Annotated in this window: 11 protein-coding genes; 1 reads left to right on the top strand and 10 read right to left on the bottom strand. The window is 65.7% G+C overall.

The window, feature by feature from the left end; genetic code table 11:
• Positions 1-27: 27 nt before the first annotated feature.
• Genes JN531_RS16360 through JN531_RS16330 form a run of 7 tightly spaced genes read right to left on the bottom strand, consistent with a single transcriptional unit; the run spans position 28 to position 10,833 of the window.
• Positions 28-3,192, bottom strand: coding sequence for an efflux RND transporter permease subunit (locus JN531_RS16360; protein ID WP_228349919.1), 3,165 nt, complete (start codon positions 3,190-3,192; stop codon positions 28-30).
• Complete coding sequence (locus JN531_RS16355) at positions 3,189-4,373, bottom strand: efflux RND transporter periplasmic adaptor subunit (protein WP_228349918.1); 1,185 nt, start codon at positions 4,371-4,373, stop codon at positions 3,189-3,191. The genes JN531_RS16360 and JN531_RS16355 overlap by 4 nt, the downstream gene beginning before the upstream one ends.
• Entirely contained in the window at positions 4,370-5,668 is a 1,299-nt protein-coding gene (locus JN531_RS16350; RefSeq protein ID WP_228349917.1) for a TolC family protein, read from the bottom strand. The genes JN531_RS16355 and JN531_RS16350 overlap by 4 nt, the downstream gene beginning before the upstream one ends.
• Before the next feature lie 60 nt (positions 5,669-5,728).
• Positions 5,729-6,091 (bottom strand): hypothetical protein, encoded by a 363-nt coding sequence (locus tag JN531_RS16345; protein WP_228349916.1) that lies wholly within the window; start codon positions 6,089-6,091, stop codon positions 5,729-5,731.
• 12 nt (positions 6,092-6,103) lie between these two features.
• Positions 6,104-9,235 (bottom strand): efflux RND transporter permease subunit, encoded by a 3,132-nt coding sequence (locus JN531_RS16340; protein WP_228349915.1) that lies wholly within the window; start codon positions 9,233-9,235, stop codon positions 6,104-6,106.
• Positions 9,236-9,245: 10 nt separating this feature from the next.
• Positions 9,246-9,593, bottom strand: coding sequence for a DUF3147 family protein (locus JN531_RS16335; RefSeq protein ID WP_228349914.1), 348 nt, complete (start codon positions 9,591-9,593; stop codon positions 9,246-9,248).
• Between the two features lie 31 nt (positions 9,594-9,624).
• Positions 9,625-10,833 carry an efflux RND transporter periplasmic adaptor subunit gene (locus JN531_RS16330; RefSeq protein ID WP_228349913.1) on the bottom strand — a complete coding sequence of 403 codons (1,209 nt, stop codon included), beginning with the start codon at positions 10,831-10,833 and terminating at the stop codon, positions 9,625-9,627.
• A 355-nt stretch (positions 10,834-11,188) separates the two neighbouring features.
• Here JN531_RS16330 and JN531_RS16325 point away from each other — a divergent pair, with 355 nt between their 5' ends.
• On the top strand, positions 11,189-11,521 hold the full coding sequence (locus JN531_RS16325) for a YnfA family protein (protein ID WP_228349912.1): 333 nt from the start codon (positions 11,189-11,191) through the stop codon (positions 11,519-11,521).
• Between the two features lie 18 nt (positions 11,522-11,539).
• On the opposite strand, the gene JN531_RS16320 is transcribed toward JN531_RS16325, so the two are convergent.
• From JN531_RS16320 to JN531_RS16310, 3 genes are read right to left on the bottom strand one after another with little or no spacing between them, the layout of a single operon-like run.
• Positions 11,540-12,517 carry a rhodanese-like domain-containing protein gene (locus JN531_RS16320; protein WP_228349911.1) on the bottom strand — a complete coding sequence of 326 codons (978 nt, stop codon included), beginning with the start codon at positions 12,515-12,517 and terminating at the stop codon, positions 11,540-11,542.
• Positions 12,514-13,155 (bottom strand): cation efflux transmembrane domain-containing protein, encoded by a 642-nt coding sequence (locus JN531_RS16315; RefSeq protein ID WP_228349910.1) that lies wholly within the window; start codon positions 13,153-13,155, stop codon positions 12,514-12,516. Before JN531_RS16315 ends, JN531_RS16320 begins: the two co-directional genes overlap by 4 nt.
• Positions 13,152-16,322, bottom strand: a complete 3,171-nt coding sequence (locus tag JN531_RS16310; RefSeq protein WP_228349909.1) for an efflux RND transporter permease subunit — start codon at positions 16,320-16,322, stop codon at positions 13,152-13,154. The genes JN531_RS16315 and JN531_RS16310 overlap by 4 nt, the downstream gene beginning before the upstream one ends.

Here is a 16,322-nt window from a genome sequence, read left to right as displayed (position 1 = left end):
CTTTTACTGACAAGTTTGCTGCCGACGTCAGCGTTCGCCGGTTGCAGGTCTGGCACCACGGGGGTTGTTGCCGATCTTTCGCCGCTGCCACAGCAACCACGCCGCCGGCATCACCAGCATCGACAGCAGCGGTGCGCTGATCATGCCGCCCAGCATCGGGGCGGCGATGCGTTGCATCACCTCGCCGCCAGCGCCGCTGCCGATGAACAGGGGGATCAGGCCGGCGATGATGGTGACCACGGTCATCGCTTTCGGCCGCAGCCGCAGCACCGCGCCCTCCATCAAGGCGGCCCGCAGGTCATCTTCCGTGTTGAGGCGACCCTGCTGGCGTCGCTGGCGCACGGCGGCTTCGAGATAGATCAGCATCACAACCCCGAATTCCGCCGCGACGCCTGCCAACGCAATGAAGCCGACCGCCGAGGCGACCGACAGGTGGTGGCCGAGCCCGAACAACAGCCAGATGCCGCCAATCAGCGCAAACGGCAGGCTGGCCATGACGAGGATTGCGGGCGCCAGCCGGCGGAAGCTCAGGTAGAGCAATACGAAGATGATGACGAGGGTGAAGGGCACCACCTGCCACAGGCGGTCGCGGGCCCGCTCCAGCGATTCGAACTGCCCCGACCAACGCAGCGAGTAGCCGCTGGGTAGCGCCACCTGCTCGGCCACCCGTTGCCGGGCTTCCACCACATACCCGCCGAGATCGCGGTCGCGGATATCGACATAGATCCAGCCATTGGGACGACCGCCCTCCGACTTGATCATCGGCGGGCCGTCGACCACCGCCACGGTGGCGACACTGCCGAGCGTCAGCGTCTGCCCGGCGGCGTTGACGAAGGGCAGGTCACGCAGCGCCTGCAGCGAGTCGCGGTAGTCCTGGGGATAGCGGATGTTGATGGGGAAGCGATTGAGGCCCTCCACCGTCTCGCCCAGGCTGCGGCCGCCGATGGCGACGCTGACAACCCGCTGCACATCGGCAATGCTCAGGCCGTAGCGCGCTGCCGCCAGACGGTCCGGGGTGATGTCGATATAGCGGCCGCCAGTGACCCGTTCGGCGAACACCGAAGCGGTGCCGCGGATCGGTTCCAGGGCGGCGACCACGGCATCCCCGATCTCGGCGATCACCGCGAGGTCGGGCCCGGCGATCTTGACTCCGACTGGAGACTTGATGCCGGTGGCCAGCATGTCGATGCGGTTGCGGATCGGCTGTACCCAGACATTGCCGAGTCCGGGAATCTGCAAGGCCGCGTCCATCTCCGCCACCAGGGCCTCGCGTGTCATGCCGGGCCGCCACTGATCCCGAGGCTTGAGCTGGATGGTGGTCTCGATCATCTCCAACGGCGCCGGGTCGGTCGCGGTTTCGGCGCGGCCGATCTTGCCGAATACCCGCGCCACCTCCGGAAACGTCTTCAGCATGCGGTCGGTCTGCTGCAGCAGTTGCGCGGCCTTGCCGGCAGACAGACCGGGCAGGGCGGTCGGCATGTACAGCAGGTCGCCCTCATCCAGCGGCGGCATGAACTCGCTGCCCAATTGCCTCAGGGGCCACAGCGACGCCACCGTGGCCACCAGCGCCAAGGCCAGCGTCAGCTTCGGGTGTTGCAACGCAGCCGCCAGCGCCGGGCGATACAGCGCCATCAGGCCGCGGTTCAGCGGGTTGGCATTTTCGGGTGCGATACGGCCGCGGATGAACACCGCCATCAACATCGGCACCAACGTCACCGACAAGGCGGCTGCCGCCGCCATCGCCCAGGTCTTGGTGAAGGCCAGTGGTGCGAACAGACGCCCCGCCTGCGCTTCCAGTGCGAACACTGGAATGAACGACATGGTGATGATCAGCAGCGAGAAGAACAGCGCTGGGCCGACTTCAGTGGCGGCATCGGCGATGACCCGCAGGCGCGTGCTGCCGGCGGCCGGCGCGCCATGTTCGGTCTCGTGGGCCTCCAGCCGCTTGTGGGCGTTTTCGATCATCACCACCGCTGCATCGACCATAGCGCCGATGGCGATGGCGATACCGCCGAGCGACATGATGTTGGCGTTGAGGCCCTGGATGCGCATCACCAGAAACGCCATCAGCAGCGCCACCGGCAGCGTGATGACCGCCACCAGGGCCGAGCGCAGGTGCCACAGGAACAGGGCGCAGACCACCGCGACCACCGCGAACTCCTCCAGCAACTTGCTGCCGAGATGACGCACAGCGCGGTCGATCAGGTCGGCCCGATTGTAGGTCTCGACCACCTCGACGCCCTCCGGCAGGCCGGCTTTGAGCTGCTGCAGGCGGGCTTTCACCACATCGATGGTACGGCGCGCGTTGGCCCCCGACCGCATGACGACGATGCCGCCGACCACTTCACCCTCGCCGTCGAGTTCGGCGATGCCGCGCCGCAGCGCCGGGCCGCGGCGGACCTCGGCGACCTCGCCGAGCAGCAGCGGCGTGCCGCGTGACCCCAGTTGCAGCGGAATGGCGCGGAAGTCCGCCAGTGATCCGAGATAGCCGCGGGCCCGCACCCGGTACTCGGCCTCGGCCAGCTCCAGGCTGGCGCCGCCGGTCTCGCCATTGGCGTCCTCCACGGCCGCGATCAGCTGCGCCAGTGTCAGGCCATGCTGTTGCAGCTTCTGCGGGTCGGGCACGATCTGATACTGCGGCGTGAAGCCGCCGACCGTGGCCACTTCGGCCACATCCGGAAGTGCCGTCAGCTCGTATTTGAGAAAGCGGTCCTGCAGGGTCTTGAGCTGGCTCAGGTCCTGGCTGCCGCTGCGGTCGACCAGGGCGTACTCGTAGATCCAGCCGACGCCGGTGGCATCCGGCCCCAGCGTCGGGCGGGCGTCGTCGGGCAGCTGTGCCTGCACCTGCGACAGCACTTCCAGCACCCGCGAGCGTGCCCAGTAGAGGTCGACATCGTCATCGAACAGGACGTGGATGAAGGATTCACCAAACATCGAATAGCCGCGAACGGTTTTCGCATGCGGCACCGACAGCAACCGACTGGCGAGCGGGTAGGTCACCTGGTCTTCCACCACCTGCGGCGCCTGCCCGGGGTAGGGCGTCTGTACGATCACCTGGGTGTCGGACAGGTCCGGCAGTGCATCCAGCGGCGTCTGCCAGACGGCCATCAGGCCGGCGGCGCTCAGCATCAAGGTGGCGAGGGTGACCAGAAACCGGTTGTGCAGCGACCAGCGGATCACGGCGCTGATCATCGGATGGCTCCGTCGTCGCCCATGCGGTGGAAGGCACCACGCAGGCTGGCCTCCGAGTCAATCAGGAACTGGCCGGATACCACCACCCGGTCGCCCTCCATCAGGCCGTCGAGGATCTCGGTATCACCGTCCACCTCACGGCCCGGCGTGACCGCCACCGGCCGGTAGTGCCCATCCCCCTCGGCGACGATCACGGTGTTGCGACGGCCGGTGCGGATCAGCGCCTCGCTGGGCACCCGCAGCACCGGTGTTGCAGTGGCACCTTTGAAGTGAACCTGGGCGAACATGCCGGGTCGCAGCCGCAGGTCCGGGTTGTCGACAACCACCCGCACACCGACGCGACGGGTGTCGCGATCAAGCTCCGGATAGACCGTGTCGATGTGTCCGGCGATGGTATCGGACCCGCCTCCGGGAACCTGCAGCGAGACCGGCTGACCGCGCACCAGCCCCGGTGCCTGGGCTTCCGGCACCTCCGCGCGCACCCACACCTGGCGAAGGTCGGTCAGCGTCATCAGCGGCATGCCGGGTCCGACTTCCGCGCCATCACGAATCATCAGCGTGGTGATCACGCCGTCCGCCGGTGCCCGAAGGACGGCCCGACCCCCGGCATCGGTGTCGTCAATGCCCAGATTGCGGAGCCGGGCGATGGCGGCCGAGATCAGCGATGCATCGTCGAGCTTGCGGGCCAGCGCGAGTTCCTGCTGCGCGCTTTCGAGCGCCGGCGCGTAGAGCCGCGCCAGCGGCTGGCCGGCAGTGACGACATCGCCGGTGCCGTCGACCAGAAGCTTCTCAACCCACCCCGATGTACGCGAGGTGATCACCGTCACCCGCTGCTCATCCTCCATCACCGCACCCTGGGCGGTGATACCCGCCGACAGCGCACCGCGCGTCACCGTCGCGGTACGCATGCCCAGGTTCTGGACCATCGCCGGGTCGATGTGAACGGTGCCGGGCCCCGCGGTTTCGCGCTGTTTCGGGATCAACGCCATGCCGCAGATGGGGCAGTTGCCGGGCGCGGCGAGGTCGACTTCCGGGTGCATCGCGCAGGTGTAGCGGACGCTGCCGTCATCCTCGACGACAGCGACGGGGATATGACGGTCATCGGCATGGCGTGCGGCCAGGCCGATGCCGATGGCGAGCGCGATGAGGACAACGAGACCGATCATCAGAGACTGTTTCATGGCGTGGGGTTCCGGACATCAGGCGCGGTGGTCGCGCCGAGGGATTCGAGTTCCACGAGGCGGGCCGCGTGGTCGTGCTGCAGGGCCAGCCGGGCAAGACGCAGATCGAGCAGATCGCGGCGGGCCGACAGCACCCCGTCGAGGTCGTCGCGGCCGGCCTGCCAGCCCGCGAGCGCGGCGGCGACCCGCGCTTCGCCATCCGCCAGCAGCGTGGTGTCGTAATGGTTCAGCCGGGCGGCCAGTCTCGTGGCCTCGTCATGTGCCAGGGCCAGCGCTGCGGACAGCCGCCGATGCAGGTCATCGAGGCGGGCCTGGGCGGCATCGCCCCCGGCCAGTGCCGCCGCCAGGCGTCGGTCCTGACGGCGGGCGGTGAAAACCGGCAGGTCGACTCCAACCCGCAGCGTCACCAACTCCGAAAACGCGGGGCGATAGCCGACGCCGAGTTCCGCACGCCAGTCTGGCCGATAGTCGGCTCGGGCGAAGTCGGCCTCGGCGCTGCGCACCGCCTGTACCGCGCGCAGTGCGCGTAGCGCGGGATGGGTGGCGAGGCGTGCCTGGGCCTGCGCCAGTGGCAGCACGGCTGGCAGCGCGGGGAGGTCGTCACTGAGCGGGCGTTGCGCAGCCTCGCCGATCCAGCGCCCGAGTGCGCGTTGGGCACGCGCCACCGCCTGGTCGGCGGCCGCCAGCTGGTCCTGCTGGCGGCCGGCCGCCACGCGCGCGGCCAGCAGCAGGGCCTGCCGGCCGTCACCGCCGCTGCGTACCGCGATGGCGGCGGACTCGACCTGGGTGTCCACGACGACCCGCTGTTCCGCCGTCAGCATGCGTTGCCGCTGGGCCCGCCACAGCGCCAGCCAGTCGAGCGCAACGGCCTGGCGGATGTCGCGTGTGGTGGCAGCGTGCTGTGCCGCTCGCACCGCCGCCTCGGCATCGGCCTGATTACCGCGTGCCTGACGTTTGCCGGCACCCGGAAAGGTCTGCTGCAGCGACAGGCTGAGCTGTGACATGCGCTCGCGGTCCAGGCGGCCGGCGTCATCGCCGTTGGCCGGCAGGCCGCTGACCGCGGCCATCATCTGCGGGTCCGGTAACTGACGCGCGGCGATGGCGGTGTCGCCCAGCGCACGTCGCTCGGCTTCCAGCGCCTGCAGCAGCGGTTGCTGGGTCAGGGCGATCGCCTGCGCGGCCGGCAGGCTCAGCGGTGGGTCAGCGGGCGCCGCCCATGTGGCGGTGGCCAGCCCGCACAGCAGCAGGCCCACCACGGCAGGGCACCCGGCCGGGTGCCAGGGGAACAGGAACATGAAACGTCTCCACGGTCGGGCCTTGCAGCCCGGAGCGACTCGCAGGGAGCCGGCGACGGATCAACCGTGGGAGACGATGGGAGGACGCAGTTGCGGTGTTGGCGGACGCAAGATGAGACGGTCGACCGAGACGACCGTGGCCGCAGTCGCTGGGCGTGCCAACGACGCCACCATCGGCGTTGCCGCTGCCAGGTGGCCCAGTGCGCAGGCCGCCATGTGCGGGCAGTCGGCGTCACAGCACTCCGCGGCGGCGGGGGTGTCGCCCGAGGCGTTCGCATCGCCATGGCAGGGCGACATCGTCATCGGGGTGTCGCCGTCGTCCGCGCCATCGCCGCTGATCGGGGCGGCCGCCACCGCCAGGGCCTGCAGCAACAGCAGCAGGCCCAGCGGCACGGCAATCCAGAGGGGATGACGTTTCAGCATGGGGCTTCGACCTTAGGCTGGCGGTGGGGGTTCCGCAAGCCGTCCCGGCCCCAGCATCCGCAGCAGGGCCGGCAGCACCAGCAGGGTCAGCAGGGTCGACGACAGGATGCCGCCGATCACCACCGTGGCCAGGGGCCGCTGTACTTCGCTGCCGATGCCGGTATTGAAGGCCATCGGCACGAAACCCAGCGCCGCCACCAGCGCCGTCATCAGCACCGGCCGCAGGCGGGTCAGGGCGCCGTCGTGGATGGCTTGATGCAGCGGCTGTCCATCGGCCTGCAGGCGGCGGATGAAGCTGACCATCACCAGGCCATTGAGCACGGCGACGCCGGACAGGGCGATGAACCCCACGCCGGCGCTGATCGACAGCGGCATGTCGCGCAGCCACAGGCTGAGCACCCCACCGGTCAGCGCCAGCGGCACGCCGCTGAAGATCACCAGCGCGTCGCGCACCGAGCGGAACGCCATCATCAACAGGCCGAAGATCAGCGCCAGGGTGACGGGCACCATGATCGACAGACGCTGGCTGGCCGAACGCAACTGCTCGAAGGTGCCGCCATAGTCCATCCAGTAACCGGCCGGCAGCGCGATCTGGGTGGCCACTGCGGCCTGCACGGCTTCGATGAAGCTGCCGAGGTCGCGGCCCCGCACGTTGGCGGTGACCACCACCCGTCGTTTGCCCTGCTCGCGGTTGATCTGGTTGGGGCCGGGCGCCACGGTGACCGTCGCCACTTCCCGCAGCGGCACCTGGCCTCCGGACGGCAGCGGCACGGTCAGCCGGTCGATGCTGGCGGGATCGTTGCGCAGGGTTTCGGGCAGGCGCAGGGTGATCGGAAACCGCCGGTCGCCCTGGTACACCATGCCGATGTCGCGACCCCCGAAGGCGGTGGCCACCACCGCCTGCACCTGCGCCACCGACAGGCCGTAGCGCGCCAGCGCCGCGCGGTCCGGGAGGATCTGCATCATCGGCAGGCCGGTGGTCTGTTCGACACGCACGTCGGCGGCGCCGGGAATGGCCGCGATCAGCGCCTCGACCTTGCGTGCCTCCGCGTTGAGCGTGTCGAGATCATCGCCGTAGAGCTTCACCGCCACGTCCGAACGCACGCCGGAAATCAGCTCGTTGAAGCGCATCTGGATCGGCTGGGTGATCTCGTAGTTGTTGCCGGGCACCCGCGCCACGACCTCGGCCAGTTCCGCCACTACGGTGGCTTTCGGCTTGCGTGGATCCGGCCATTGATCACGCTCCTTGAGCATCACGAAGGTATCGGCAACCGACGGTGGCATCGGGTCGGTGGCCACCTCGGCGGTGCCGAGCTTGGCGAACACCCGGTCCACTTCGGGCATCTCGCGGATCGCCGCTTCCAGGGTGACCTGCATGTCCAGCGCCTGGGTCAGCGAGGTGCCGGGAATACGCAGCGCGTGCAGGGCGATGTCGCCCTCGTCGAGGCTGGGGATGAACTCGCTGCCCATGCGCGTGGCCAGCGCCGCACAGGCCAGCACCAGCACCAGGGCCGCCGCGCAGATGGCCCAGCGTGCCCGCAGCGCCAGCGCCAGCAGCGGACGATAGGCCGCGGTGGCAGCGTCCATCAGGCGGTTGCGTTTTTCCGTGACGCGGCCGCGCAGGGTGAGCGCCACGGCGGCCGGCACGAAGGTGAGCGACAGCACCAGCGCTGCCATCAATGCCATCACCACGGTGATCGCCATCGGGTGGAACATCTTGCCCTCCACCCCGGTCAGGGCGAACAGCGGGACGTAGACCACGGTGATGATGGCGACACCGAACAGGCTGGGGCGGATCACTTCCTGGGTGGAGGCGTAGACCACCTCCAGCCGCTCGCGCAGCGGCAGCGCATCGTTGCGCCCCCGGTGGGCGTCGGCCAGCCGTCGGACGCAGTTCTCGACGATGATCACCGCGCCGTCGACGATCAGGCCGAAGTCCAGCGCGCCCAGGCTCATCAGGTTGGCACTGATCTGGTTCTGCACCATGCCGGTCACGGTGGCCAGCATGGCCAGCGGAATCACCAGGGCAGTGATCAACGCCGCGCGCAGATTGCCGAGCAGCAGGAACAGCACCACCACCACCAGCGCCGCGCCCTCCAGCAGGTTCTTGCGCACGGTGTCCAGTGTCTTGTCCACCAGCCAGGTGCGGTCATACACCGCCCGCGCCGTGATGCCGGGCGGCAGGCTGCGCTGGATGACTTCCAGCCGGGCCGCGACATCGCGCGACACTGTACGGGCGTTCTCGCCCATCAGCATGAACACGGTGCCGAGCACGACTTCCTGCCCGTTCATGGTGGCGGCCCCGGTGCGCAGGGCGCTGCCCCAGGCGACGGTGGCGACATCGGAGAGCCGGATCGGCGCGTGGTCCAGGCCGGCGGCCACGGCGATGCGGCGGATGTCCGCCAGGCTTTCGGCCTGTCCGGGGCTGCGGATCAGCACCTGGCTGCCGTGGCGCTCGATGTAGCCGGCGCCGCGGTTGCTGTTGTTGCGCAGTACCGCCTCGGCGAGGTCGTCAAAGTCCAGTGCATGGGCCCGTAGCCGTGCCGGATCGGGGGTGATCAGCACATGCCGCGGCTGGCCACCGAGGCTGTTCACCTCGGTCACGCCGGGCACCTGCGCCAGTTGCGGGCGCACGATCCAGCGCATGGCGTCGTCCAGATCATGGGCGTCGAAATGGGCGCCGTCCGCACGCCGTGCATCGTTGCCTGCGTCCAGCGTGAACATGAAGATCTCGCCCAGCCCGGTGGCAATCGGCCCCAGCGCTGGATCGAGCCCCACGGGCAACAACGAGCGCACCTGCTGCACGCGCTCGTTCACCAGTTGCCGTGCGAAGTAGATGTCGGTGCCGTCCTCGAACACCACGGTGACCTGTGACAGACCGTAACGGGACAGCGAACGCGTATAGGCAAGCGCGGGCAGGCCGGCCATCGCGTTCTCCACCAGGTAAGTCACGCGCTGTTCGGTTTCCAGCGGCGAATAGCCGGGGGCTTCGGTGTTGATCTGCACCTGGACATTGGTGATGTCGGGCACCGCATCAATCGGCAGGCGGGCAAGGTTGTAGAGGCCGAGCGCGATGAGCGCCACGGCGGCGGCGACGATCAGCCATCGTCGGGCCAGCGAGAAGCGGAGTATGGATTCGAGCATGAGTGGCGTCCTAGAACACGCGGCCGAAATGGCGGAGCACCGCGATCATCACGACGTAGAGCGCGGCGGTGGCGAGGCTGGAAAGCCCCAGGGCCGGCCAGAACCCCAGGCCGTGACGCAGCAGCACCGGCAGCAGGGCCAGCAGCGCCAGCGACGGGATCACCATCCACAGGACGTCGACCGACAGCGCCGCCACCCGCGCGGTGTCCTGCGTATCGACGTAGAGCCAGATGAGGGCAAGCAGGGTGGTCAACGGCAGCGAGGCGAGGAGCGCGCCGGCCAGGGTGGAGCGGCGCGCCAACTCCGATACCGCCACCACCACGGCAGCGGAAAGCGAAAACTTGAGCAGGAGATACATGAGTAAGGTTCCGGTGACCCGCGTTGCGGGATCAGTGATCGTGGGCGGCGCCGGATTTCTCCAGGTCCGCCTTGAGCAGGTAGGCGTTGTCGGTGACCACGTCGGCGCCGGGCAACAGGCCGTCGAGGATTTCGACGTGTTCACGGTCGCGGGCGCCCAGGGTCACCGGCAGAGCCTGGTAGTGGATGCCCTCGCGGACGAACACCACCTCCCAGTCGCGGAAGGTCTGCACCGCCGCTTCCGGGACCACCAGTGGGGCATCGCGGCGATGGATGGTGACCTCCGCTTCGACATGGGCGCCGGGCGGCCAGCGACCGTCGCGGTTGTCGATGATCACGCGGGCGTGACGGGCCTGGTTGTCATCGGCAGTCGGCGACAGGTAGGCGAGGGTGCCGTCCATCGCCGTGTCCCCGGTGGGTAGCCACACACGAACCGGTGCGCCCGCCTGCACGCGACCCTGGTCGCCGGGAAACACCTGCAGTTCGGCCCAGACCTCCGATGGATCAATGAGCCGGAACATCGCTCCGGATGTCAGCTCTCCGGGGTTCACCAGGCGCGTCTGCACCACACCGTCGGCGGGCGCGGTGACCGCGTAGCTGCGCAGGCTGTCGCTGCTCTCCACCCGCGCCAGCACCTGGCCCTTGCGGACCCCATCGCCGGAGCGCACCGCAACCGACTGCACCAGTCCGGGGAAGCGGGCGCCGACGGTCCACTGGCGATCTTCGGGAATCGCAATGCGGCCATACAGAGAACGGGTTTCGCGGATCTCACCGGCCGTCGCTGCGGCGGTGCGCAATCCGAACGTGCCCGCCTTGTCGGCAGCGATGTCGACACGGCCTTCGGGGGAATCGTACTGCCAGCGATAGCGCTTGCCGGCGTGTACCGCCGACACCGCCACCGTGAAGGCGTGTGGCTCGTAGACCGTGTCGGGACTGCGCAGCCAGTCGCCCGCCGGCACCAGCTGATGGTGATCGACGGTGCCATCGGGCAGGCCGGTGATACGACGCAGGCGGATCTCGACCGCGACGTCCTCCACCGGCAGCGGTGTTGCATCGCGTCGCGGGTAGACCCGGAACTCGGGCGGGATGCCGCGCTCGGCGATGGTGATTTCCAGATTGAAGCCGTCCTCGTGTTCGAGCAGACGGCCGCCGTGCGGACCCTTCTGCTCACGCGCACTGGCGTGATCGTCTGCGGCCGCCGAAGCCGGTGCCGGCAGGCCGATGGCCAGCAGTGTCGCCATCAGGGCGCCGACAATGCCCCCGACGGCAAGCAGCCTTTCATTTCGAGTGCTGGCAGTTTTAGGCGCAGATGCAGCATCAGCACGCGCGTTTTCGTTCAGTGGCGGCTTCATGGGTGGCACATATGTCCTTATCCAAAGTGCGATGTAGGAACCAGCCTAAACTCTTTAGTTACTACAGAGTCAAGAGGGTTTGATGATTTCTTTTGAGATGGCTTCGACCCAGGCCGAAAGCTTGCGGAATCTGGCCTGAGTACGTGTCGCGGCTTTTGGATCTATCACCTAATCAGCCCTCAAGTGTTCGTGGAGGTACACTCTCGTAGCCTTAGTGACGAAATCATCTGAGCCTTAGACAAAGATGGAAATTTTCAAAACATTCGGACTTTTTGTCCTGACCGCGATTGCCGAGATTGTTGGCTGCTATTTGCCCTATCTCTGGCTCAAGCATGGCCATAGCATCTGGCTGGTGGTTCCTGCGGCCTGCAGCTTTGCCCTGTTCGCCTGGCTTCTCACCTTGCATCCACACGCAGCCGGGCGCGTTTACGCGGCCTATGGTGGTGTCTATGTCAGCGTGGCGCTGGTGTGGCTCTGGGCGGTCGATTCTGTCCGCCCCACAGCGACCGACGTGATTGGAGTCGGTGTCTGCCTAGTTGGTATGGGCATCATTATGTTTGGTGCACGGACCGCTTAAAACGTCAGAGCATCGAAATCAGCAGGTCCACACTGACACCGTTTGCTTGAAGCCCTTCAAGCTGACCTTTTCGCTTTGCATCTCAAAGCGTGTGACCAAATCAGGATCACTACCCGCCGCCAGATCCAGGACTTCACGGGCCGTTGCAATCTGGCCGGGTTTGGCGATTTTCTGAAGTCGTGCCGCAGCATGGACTGCCGGCCCCACAAGTAGCAGTGAGCGGCGGACATGATTGCCAACGTAGCCCGCCAGCAGTTCCCCGAAGGCCAAACCGAATCGGGCTTCCGGGATAGCATAGCCATTTGCCCGTTCGGCATTGAGACGGTCCCGAATCGCGAACGCGGCCGGCAGTGCTTCACCGACTCCTGCGAAGTACAACAAGGCGCCGTCGCCTTCGAAGTCACGGACATCACCGCAATGGGCGACGCCTTCCTCGACGACGACCGTCATGAATTCCTGAATCGCTCCGAATGCCGCTTTGGGATCCTGCGATTCAATCAGGCTGGTGGAATCGACAATATCGACAAAAAGTACCGCGAGCTTGCGACGGACAGGCAAGGAATCCCCCGCCAGCCATGATTGCTCGGCAATTGGCCGCTCCGCATCAGCGGTCAGTCGTGGTGCCGTCTGCCAGGTCAATTTGGCATGCGCGTCAGTATCGATGGGCTCGACCGGTAAACCGGCCTCTCGCCAGCTTGGTAACCCGCCATCCAGCACCGTGACGTCCTCATAGCCCGCAGCCACGAGCCAAAGCGCGACGCGCACGCTGGACGCATCCCCATCGCAGACGCAGTACACCGCGATAGGCCGTGATCGATCGCAATCCGGAATCTGAATGGCTTGAGTGTCCAGATACAAGGGGACGGCGCCACGAATCTCTTGCGGTTCGCGAGCAAAGGCGGCTTTACGCCGCGCATCAAGTACCAGGACCGAGACTGATTCACTCAAGCGGGCAAACGCCTGTGCCGACAACTTGGAAAAGGCCTTGGCTGTCATGAAGGTGAATCGCCGACCGGTGAGCACTCCTCGCTCGTCGCACGCTCATGGTCAGCTTGCGCTTCGTGAAGAATGCGGATACCGCCCCGAAGCACGATCAGCGCCACAACCGAACCGATCACAAGGTCCGGCCAGCGTGAGCCGGTGGCCACAACAAGAATCCCGGCCAGGATGACGCCGCTGTTGGCAATCACATCGTTCGCGGAAAAGATCCAGGCGGCCCGCATATGAACCTCGCCATCACGGTGTTTTCGGATCAGCCACAGACAGGTGACATTGGCCACCAACGCCACCATGGCCACCGCGATCATCCAGTCGCCTAAAGGCTCGCTGCCCAGTACGCCGCGCCTGGCGACATCCAGCAGCACCATCCCGGCCAACGCAATCTGCAACCAGCCGGACAGCCTCGCGGCTGTCCGTTTGATACTGGCGGCACGCCCTACGGCATACAGGCTGGTGGCATAGACCAGCGCGTCTGCGAGCATGTCCAAGGAATCGGCAATCAGGCCGGTGGATTGCCCAATCCAGCCGAGCAAAAACTCCACTACAAACATCACGCCATTGATCGCCAGCAAAGCGATCAGCACGCGACGCTCCGCCTGGTTTTTTGCTTCGAATTCGCAGCCGCAATCACTCATTGCGTGCCTTCCTCTGTTTCCTGAAATTCCACCAACTCTTCCTCCCGCCCATGCACGATGCGGTACAGCGCGGGAAGCAGCAGCAATGTCAACAGGGTCGATGATACGATGCCACCGATCACCACGGTGGCCAGCGGACGCTGCACCTCCGCTCCGGTGCCGACGTTCAATGCCATGGGCACGAAGCCCAGACTTGCCACCAGCGCGGTCATCAGCACCGGTCGCAGCCGGGTCATTGCACCATGCACGATGGCAAGTTCGAGCGCGTGCCCCTCATGTCTCAGTTCACGAATGAATGACAGCATGACCAAGCCGTTGAGCACCGCGACCCCCGACAGCGCGATGAAACCGACGCCGGCAGAGATCGACAGCGGCATGTCACGCAGCCAGAGCATGGCAACACCGCCAGTCAATGCCAATGGCACACCAGTAAAGATGATCAGCGCATCCTTCAGTGAGCCAAAGGCCATCAGCAGCAGACCCAGTATGAGCAGCAGCGTGACCGGTACGACGATGGACAGTCGCTGACTGGCTGATTGCAGTTGCTCGAAGGTGCCGCCGTAATCCAGCCAGTAACCTGCGGGTAACTCGACTTGCGTCGTGATGCGTTGCTGAACCTCTTCCACAAACGAACCGAGGTCGCGTCCGCGCACATTGGCGGTCACCACCACGCGCCGTTTGCCATTCTCGCGACTGATCTGGGCCGGTGCCGGGGCCAGCTCGATGCGAGCGACTTCACCCAGCGGGATGTAATGGGCACCGTCGCTGTTTTCACTCACGCCGGGCAGCAGCAACGGCAGTCGCTCAAGCACGGCCGTGTCCTGACGCAAGCGTTCAGGCAGACGCACAACCAGCTCGAAACGCCGGTCGCCGTCGAAGATCAGACCGGCGGAAGTGCCGCCCACTGCGGTGGCGACCAGATCCTGTACCGCCTGCACATTGAGACCGTAGCGTGCCAATGCGGACCGGTCCGGAATCACTGACAGCACGGGCAGCCCACTGACTTGCTCAACGCGCACATCAGCCGCGCCATCAATGCCTTGCACCACGCTTTGGATCGCCTGTGCACTGCTGAGCAATTGCTCCAGGTCATCACCAAACACCTTGATGCCCAGATCCGCACGCACGCCCGAGATCAACTCGTTAAAGCGCAACTGTATCGGCTGGGAAAACTCATAGTTGTTGCCCACCAGTTCATTCAAGGCCTCTTCCATCTGTTCGACCAGCTCGGTTTTGGGCAGATTAGGATTCGGCCACTGATCACGCGGCTTGAGCATCACATAGCCATCGGCAATGTTCGGCGGCATCGGGTCGGTGGCCACTTCGGCAGTTCCCACCCGTGCGAATGCAATCTCCACCTGTGGAAACTCGCCGAGGCGTTTTTCGACCTGCGCCTGTAACGCCAATGATTGCTCCAGCCCGGTGCCGGTGATACGCAAGGCCTGCACCGCAATATCACCCTCATCCAGCTGAGGCACGAACTCCGAGCCCAGTGTCGTTGCCAGCCATCCGCTGGCCACAACCAGCGCAGTCGCCCCAGCCACCAAGGCCCAGCGCAGCTTCAAGGCCCCATTGAGTAGTGGCTCATAGGCCTGCTTGGCTGCGCGCATCAGCCAATTTTCTTGCTCGGCCACCGGCCCACGCATAAACACCGCCACGGCGGCCGGCACCAAGGTCAATGACAGCAGCATTGCGGCCAGTAAAGCCATGACGACGGTTGCCGCCATCGGGTGGAACATCTTGCCCTCAACCCCGCTAAGCGAAAAGATCGGGATATACACCACGGTGATGATGCCGACGCCAAACAGGCTGGGCCGAATCACCTCGCTGGTGGCGGTGTACACCACGTTCAGGCGTTCCTTAAGCGCCAGCTGACGCTCGCGAATGCCGCTCTGCGCTTCCGCCAGCCGACGTATGCAGTTCTCCACCACGATGACCGCGCCATCAACAATGAGCCCGAAGTCCAACGCGCCCAGACTCATCAGATTGGCCGATACGCCGGTGCGGACCATGCCGGTCACGGTGGCCAGCATCGCCAGCGGAATCACCGCGGCGGTGATCAGCGCCGCGCGGACGTTACCCAGCAGCAAAAACAGCACAACTATGACCAACAATGCACCTTCAAGCAGGTTCTTCTGCACCGTGGCGATGGCTTTATCGACCAGTGTCGTGCGGTCATACAAGGGCTGAATGAAAACACCGTCCGGCAGGGACCGATTGATCACTTCAAGGCGCTGCGCCACATCGCGGGCCACAGCCCGTGAGTTTTCGCCAAGCAACATCATGGCCGTGCCGAGCACGGCTTCCTCACCGCTGACGGTGGCAGCTCCCGAACGCAATTCGCGGCCCAGACCCACCTCGGCCAAATCACGCAGCAACACCGGCACGCCGTCGCGGTGGCTGACCACGACCTGTTCAATATCCGCGATGGTCTCCAACCTGCCGGGGGAGCGCACCAGCAATTGTTGGCCGTTGCGTTCGATATAACCGGCACCACGATTGTCGTTATTGCTCCTCAGCGCCGCGCTGAGATCTTCCATCGACAGGCCCCAAGCCAGCAGCTTTTGTGGGTCAGGCAATACGTGATACTGCTTGTCGAAGCCGCCAATGCTGTTGACCTCGGCGACGCCTGGCGTGAGCACCAATTGCGGGCGAATAATCCACTCCTGGACTTCACGCAGACCGATCGCATCCCAGGGCCGGCCATCGGCCATTACCGCACCCTGTTCAGCACGCACCGCGTACATATAAATTTCACCCAGGCCGCTACTGATCGGCCCCATTTCGGGCTCCAAACCGGGTGGCAGCTGGCTACGAACCGCAGACAGCCGTTCGTTGATCAGATTGCGCGCAAAGTACAGATCGGTGCCTTCCTCGAAGACCACCGTCACCTGCGACAAGGCATAGCGCGATAGTGATCGCGTGTAGGCCAGACTCGGCAGGCCAGACAGGGCCGTCTCCACAGGAAAGGTCACCCGCTGCTCGGTTTCCAGCGGCGAATAGCCGGGTGCAGCGGTATTGATTTGCACCTGCACATTGGTGATATCCGGCACCGCATCAATAGGTAGGGATTGGTAACTCCAGACACCAACACCGATCCAGACCAGCATCAGCGCGAGTATCAGCCAGCGCTGCTCAACGGCAGCGCGAACAATTGAATTGATCAT

This window comes from Flagellatimonas centrodinii (assembly GCF_016918765.2).
In the GTDB taxonomy this organism is placed as follows: domain Bacteria; phylum Pseudomonadota; class Gammaproteobacteria; order Nevskiales; family Nevskiaceae; genus Polycyclovorans; species Polycyclovorans centrodinii.
The sequence above is the reverse complement of the archived record's forward strand: the minus strand, read 5'-3'. Positions and strand labels throughout refer to the sequence as shown.

Bases quoted from the DNA above. Each gene is read 5' to 3' on its own strand.
- JN531_RS16360 (WP_228349919.1), bottom strand. From the start codon at position 3,192: ATGATCAGCGCCGTGATCCGCTGGTCGCTGCACAACCGGTTTCTGGTC.
- JN531_RS16310 (WP_228349909.1), bottom strand. From the start codon at position 16,322: ATGATCAATTCAATTGTTCGCGCTGCCGTTGAGCAGCGCTGGCTGATA.
- JN531_RS16340 (WP_228349915.1), bottom strand. From the start codon at position 9,235: ATGCTCGAATCCATACTCCGCTTCTCGCTGGCCCGACGATGGCTGATC.
- JN531_RS16330 (WP_228349913.1), bottom strand. From the start codon at position 10,833: ATGGCGACACTGCTGGCCATCGGCCTGCCGGCACCGGCTTCGGCGGCC.
- JN531_RS16335 (WP_228349914.1), bottom strand. From the start codon at position 9,593: ATGTATCTCCTGCTCAAGTTTTCGCTTTCCGCTGCCGTGGTGGTGGCG.
- JN531_RS16345 (WP_228349916.1), bottom strand. From the start codon at position 6,091: ATGCTGAAACGTCATCCCCTCTGGATTGCCGTGCCGCTGGGCCTGCTG.
- JN531_RS16320 (WP_228349911.1), bottom strand. From the start codon at position 12,517: ATGACAGCCAAGGCCTTTTCCAAGTTGTCGGCACAGGCGTTTGCCCGC.
- JN531_RS16325 (WP_228349912.1), top strand. From the start codon at position 11,189: ATGGAAATTTTCAAAACATTCGGACTTTTTGTCCTGACCGCGATTGCC.
- JN531_RS16355 (WP_228349918.1), bottom strand. From the start codon at position 4,373: ATGAAACAGTCTCTGATGATCGGTCTCGTTGTCCTCATCGCGCTCGCC.
- JN531_RS16315 (WP_228349910.1), bottom strand. From the start codon at position 13,155: ATGAGTGATTGCGGCTGCGAATTCGAAGCAAAAAACCAGGCGGAGCGT.
- JN531_RS16350 (WP_228349917.1), bottom strand. From the start codon at position 5,668: ATGTTCCTGTTCCCCTGGCACCCGGCCGGGTGCCCTGCCGTGGTGGGC.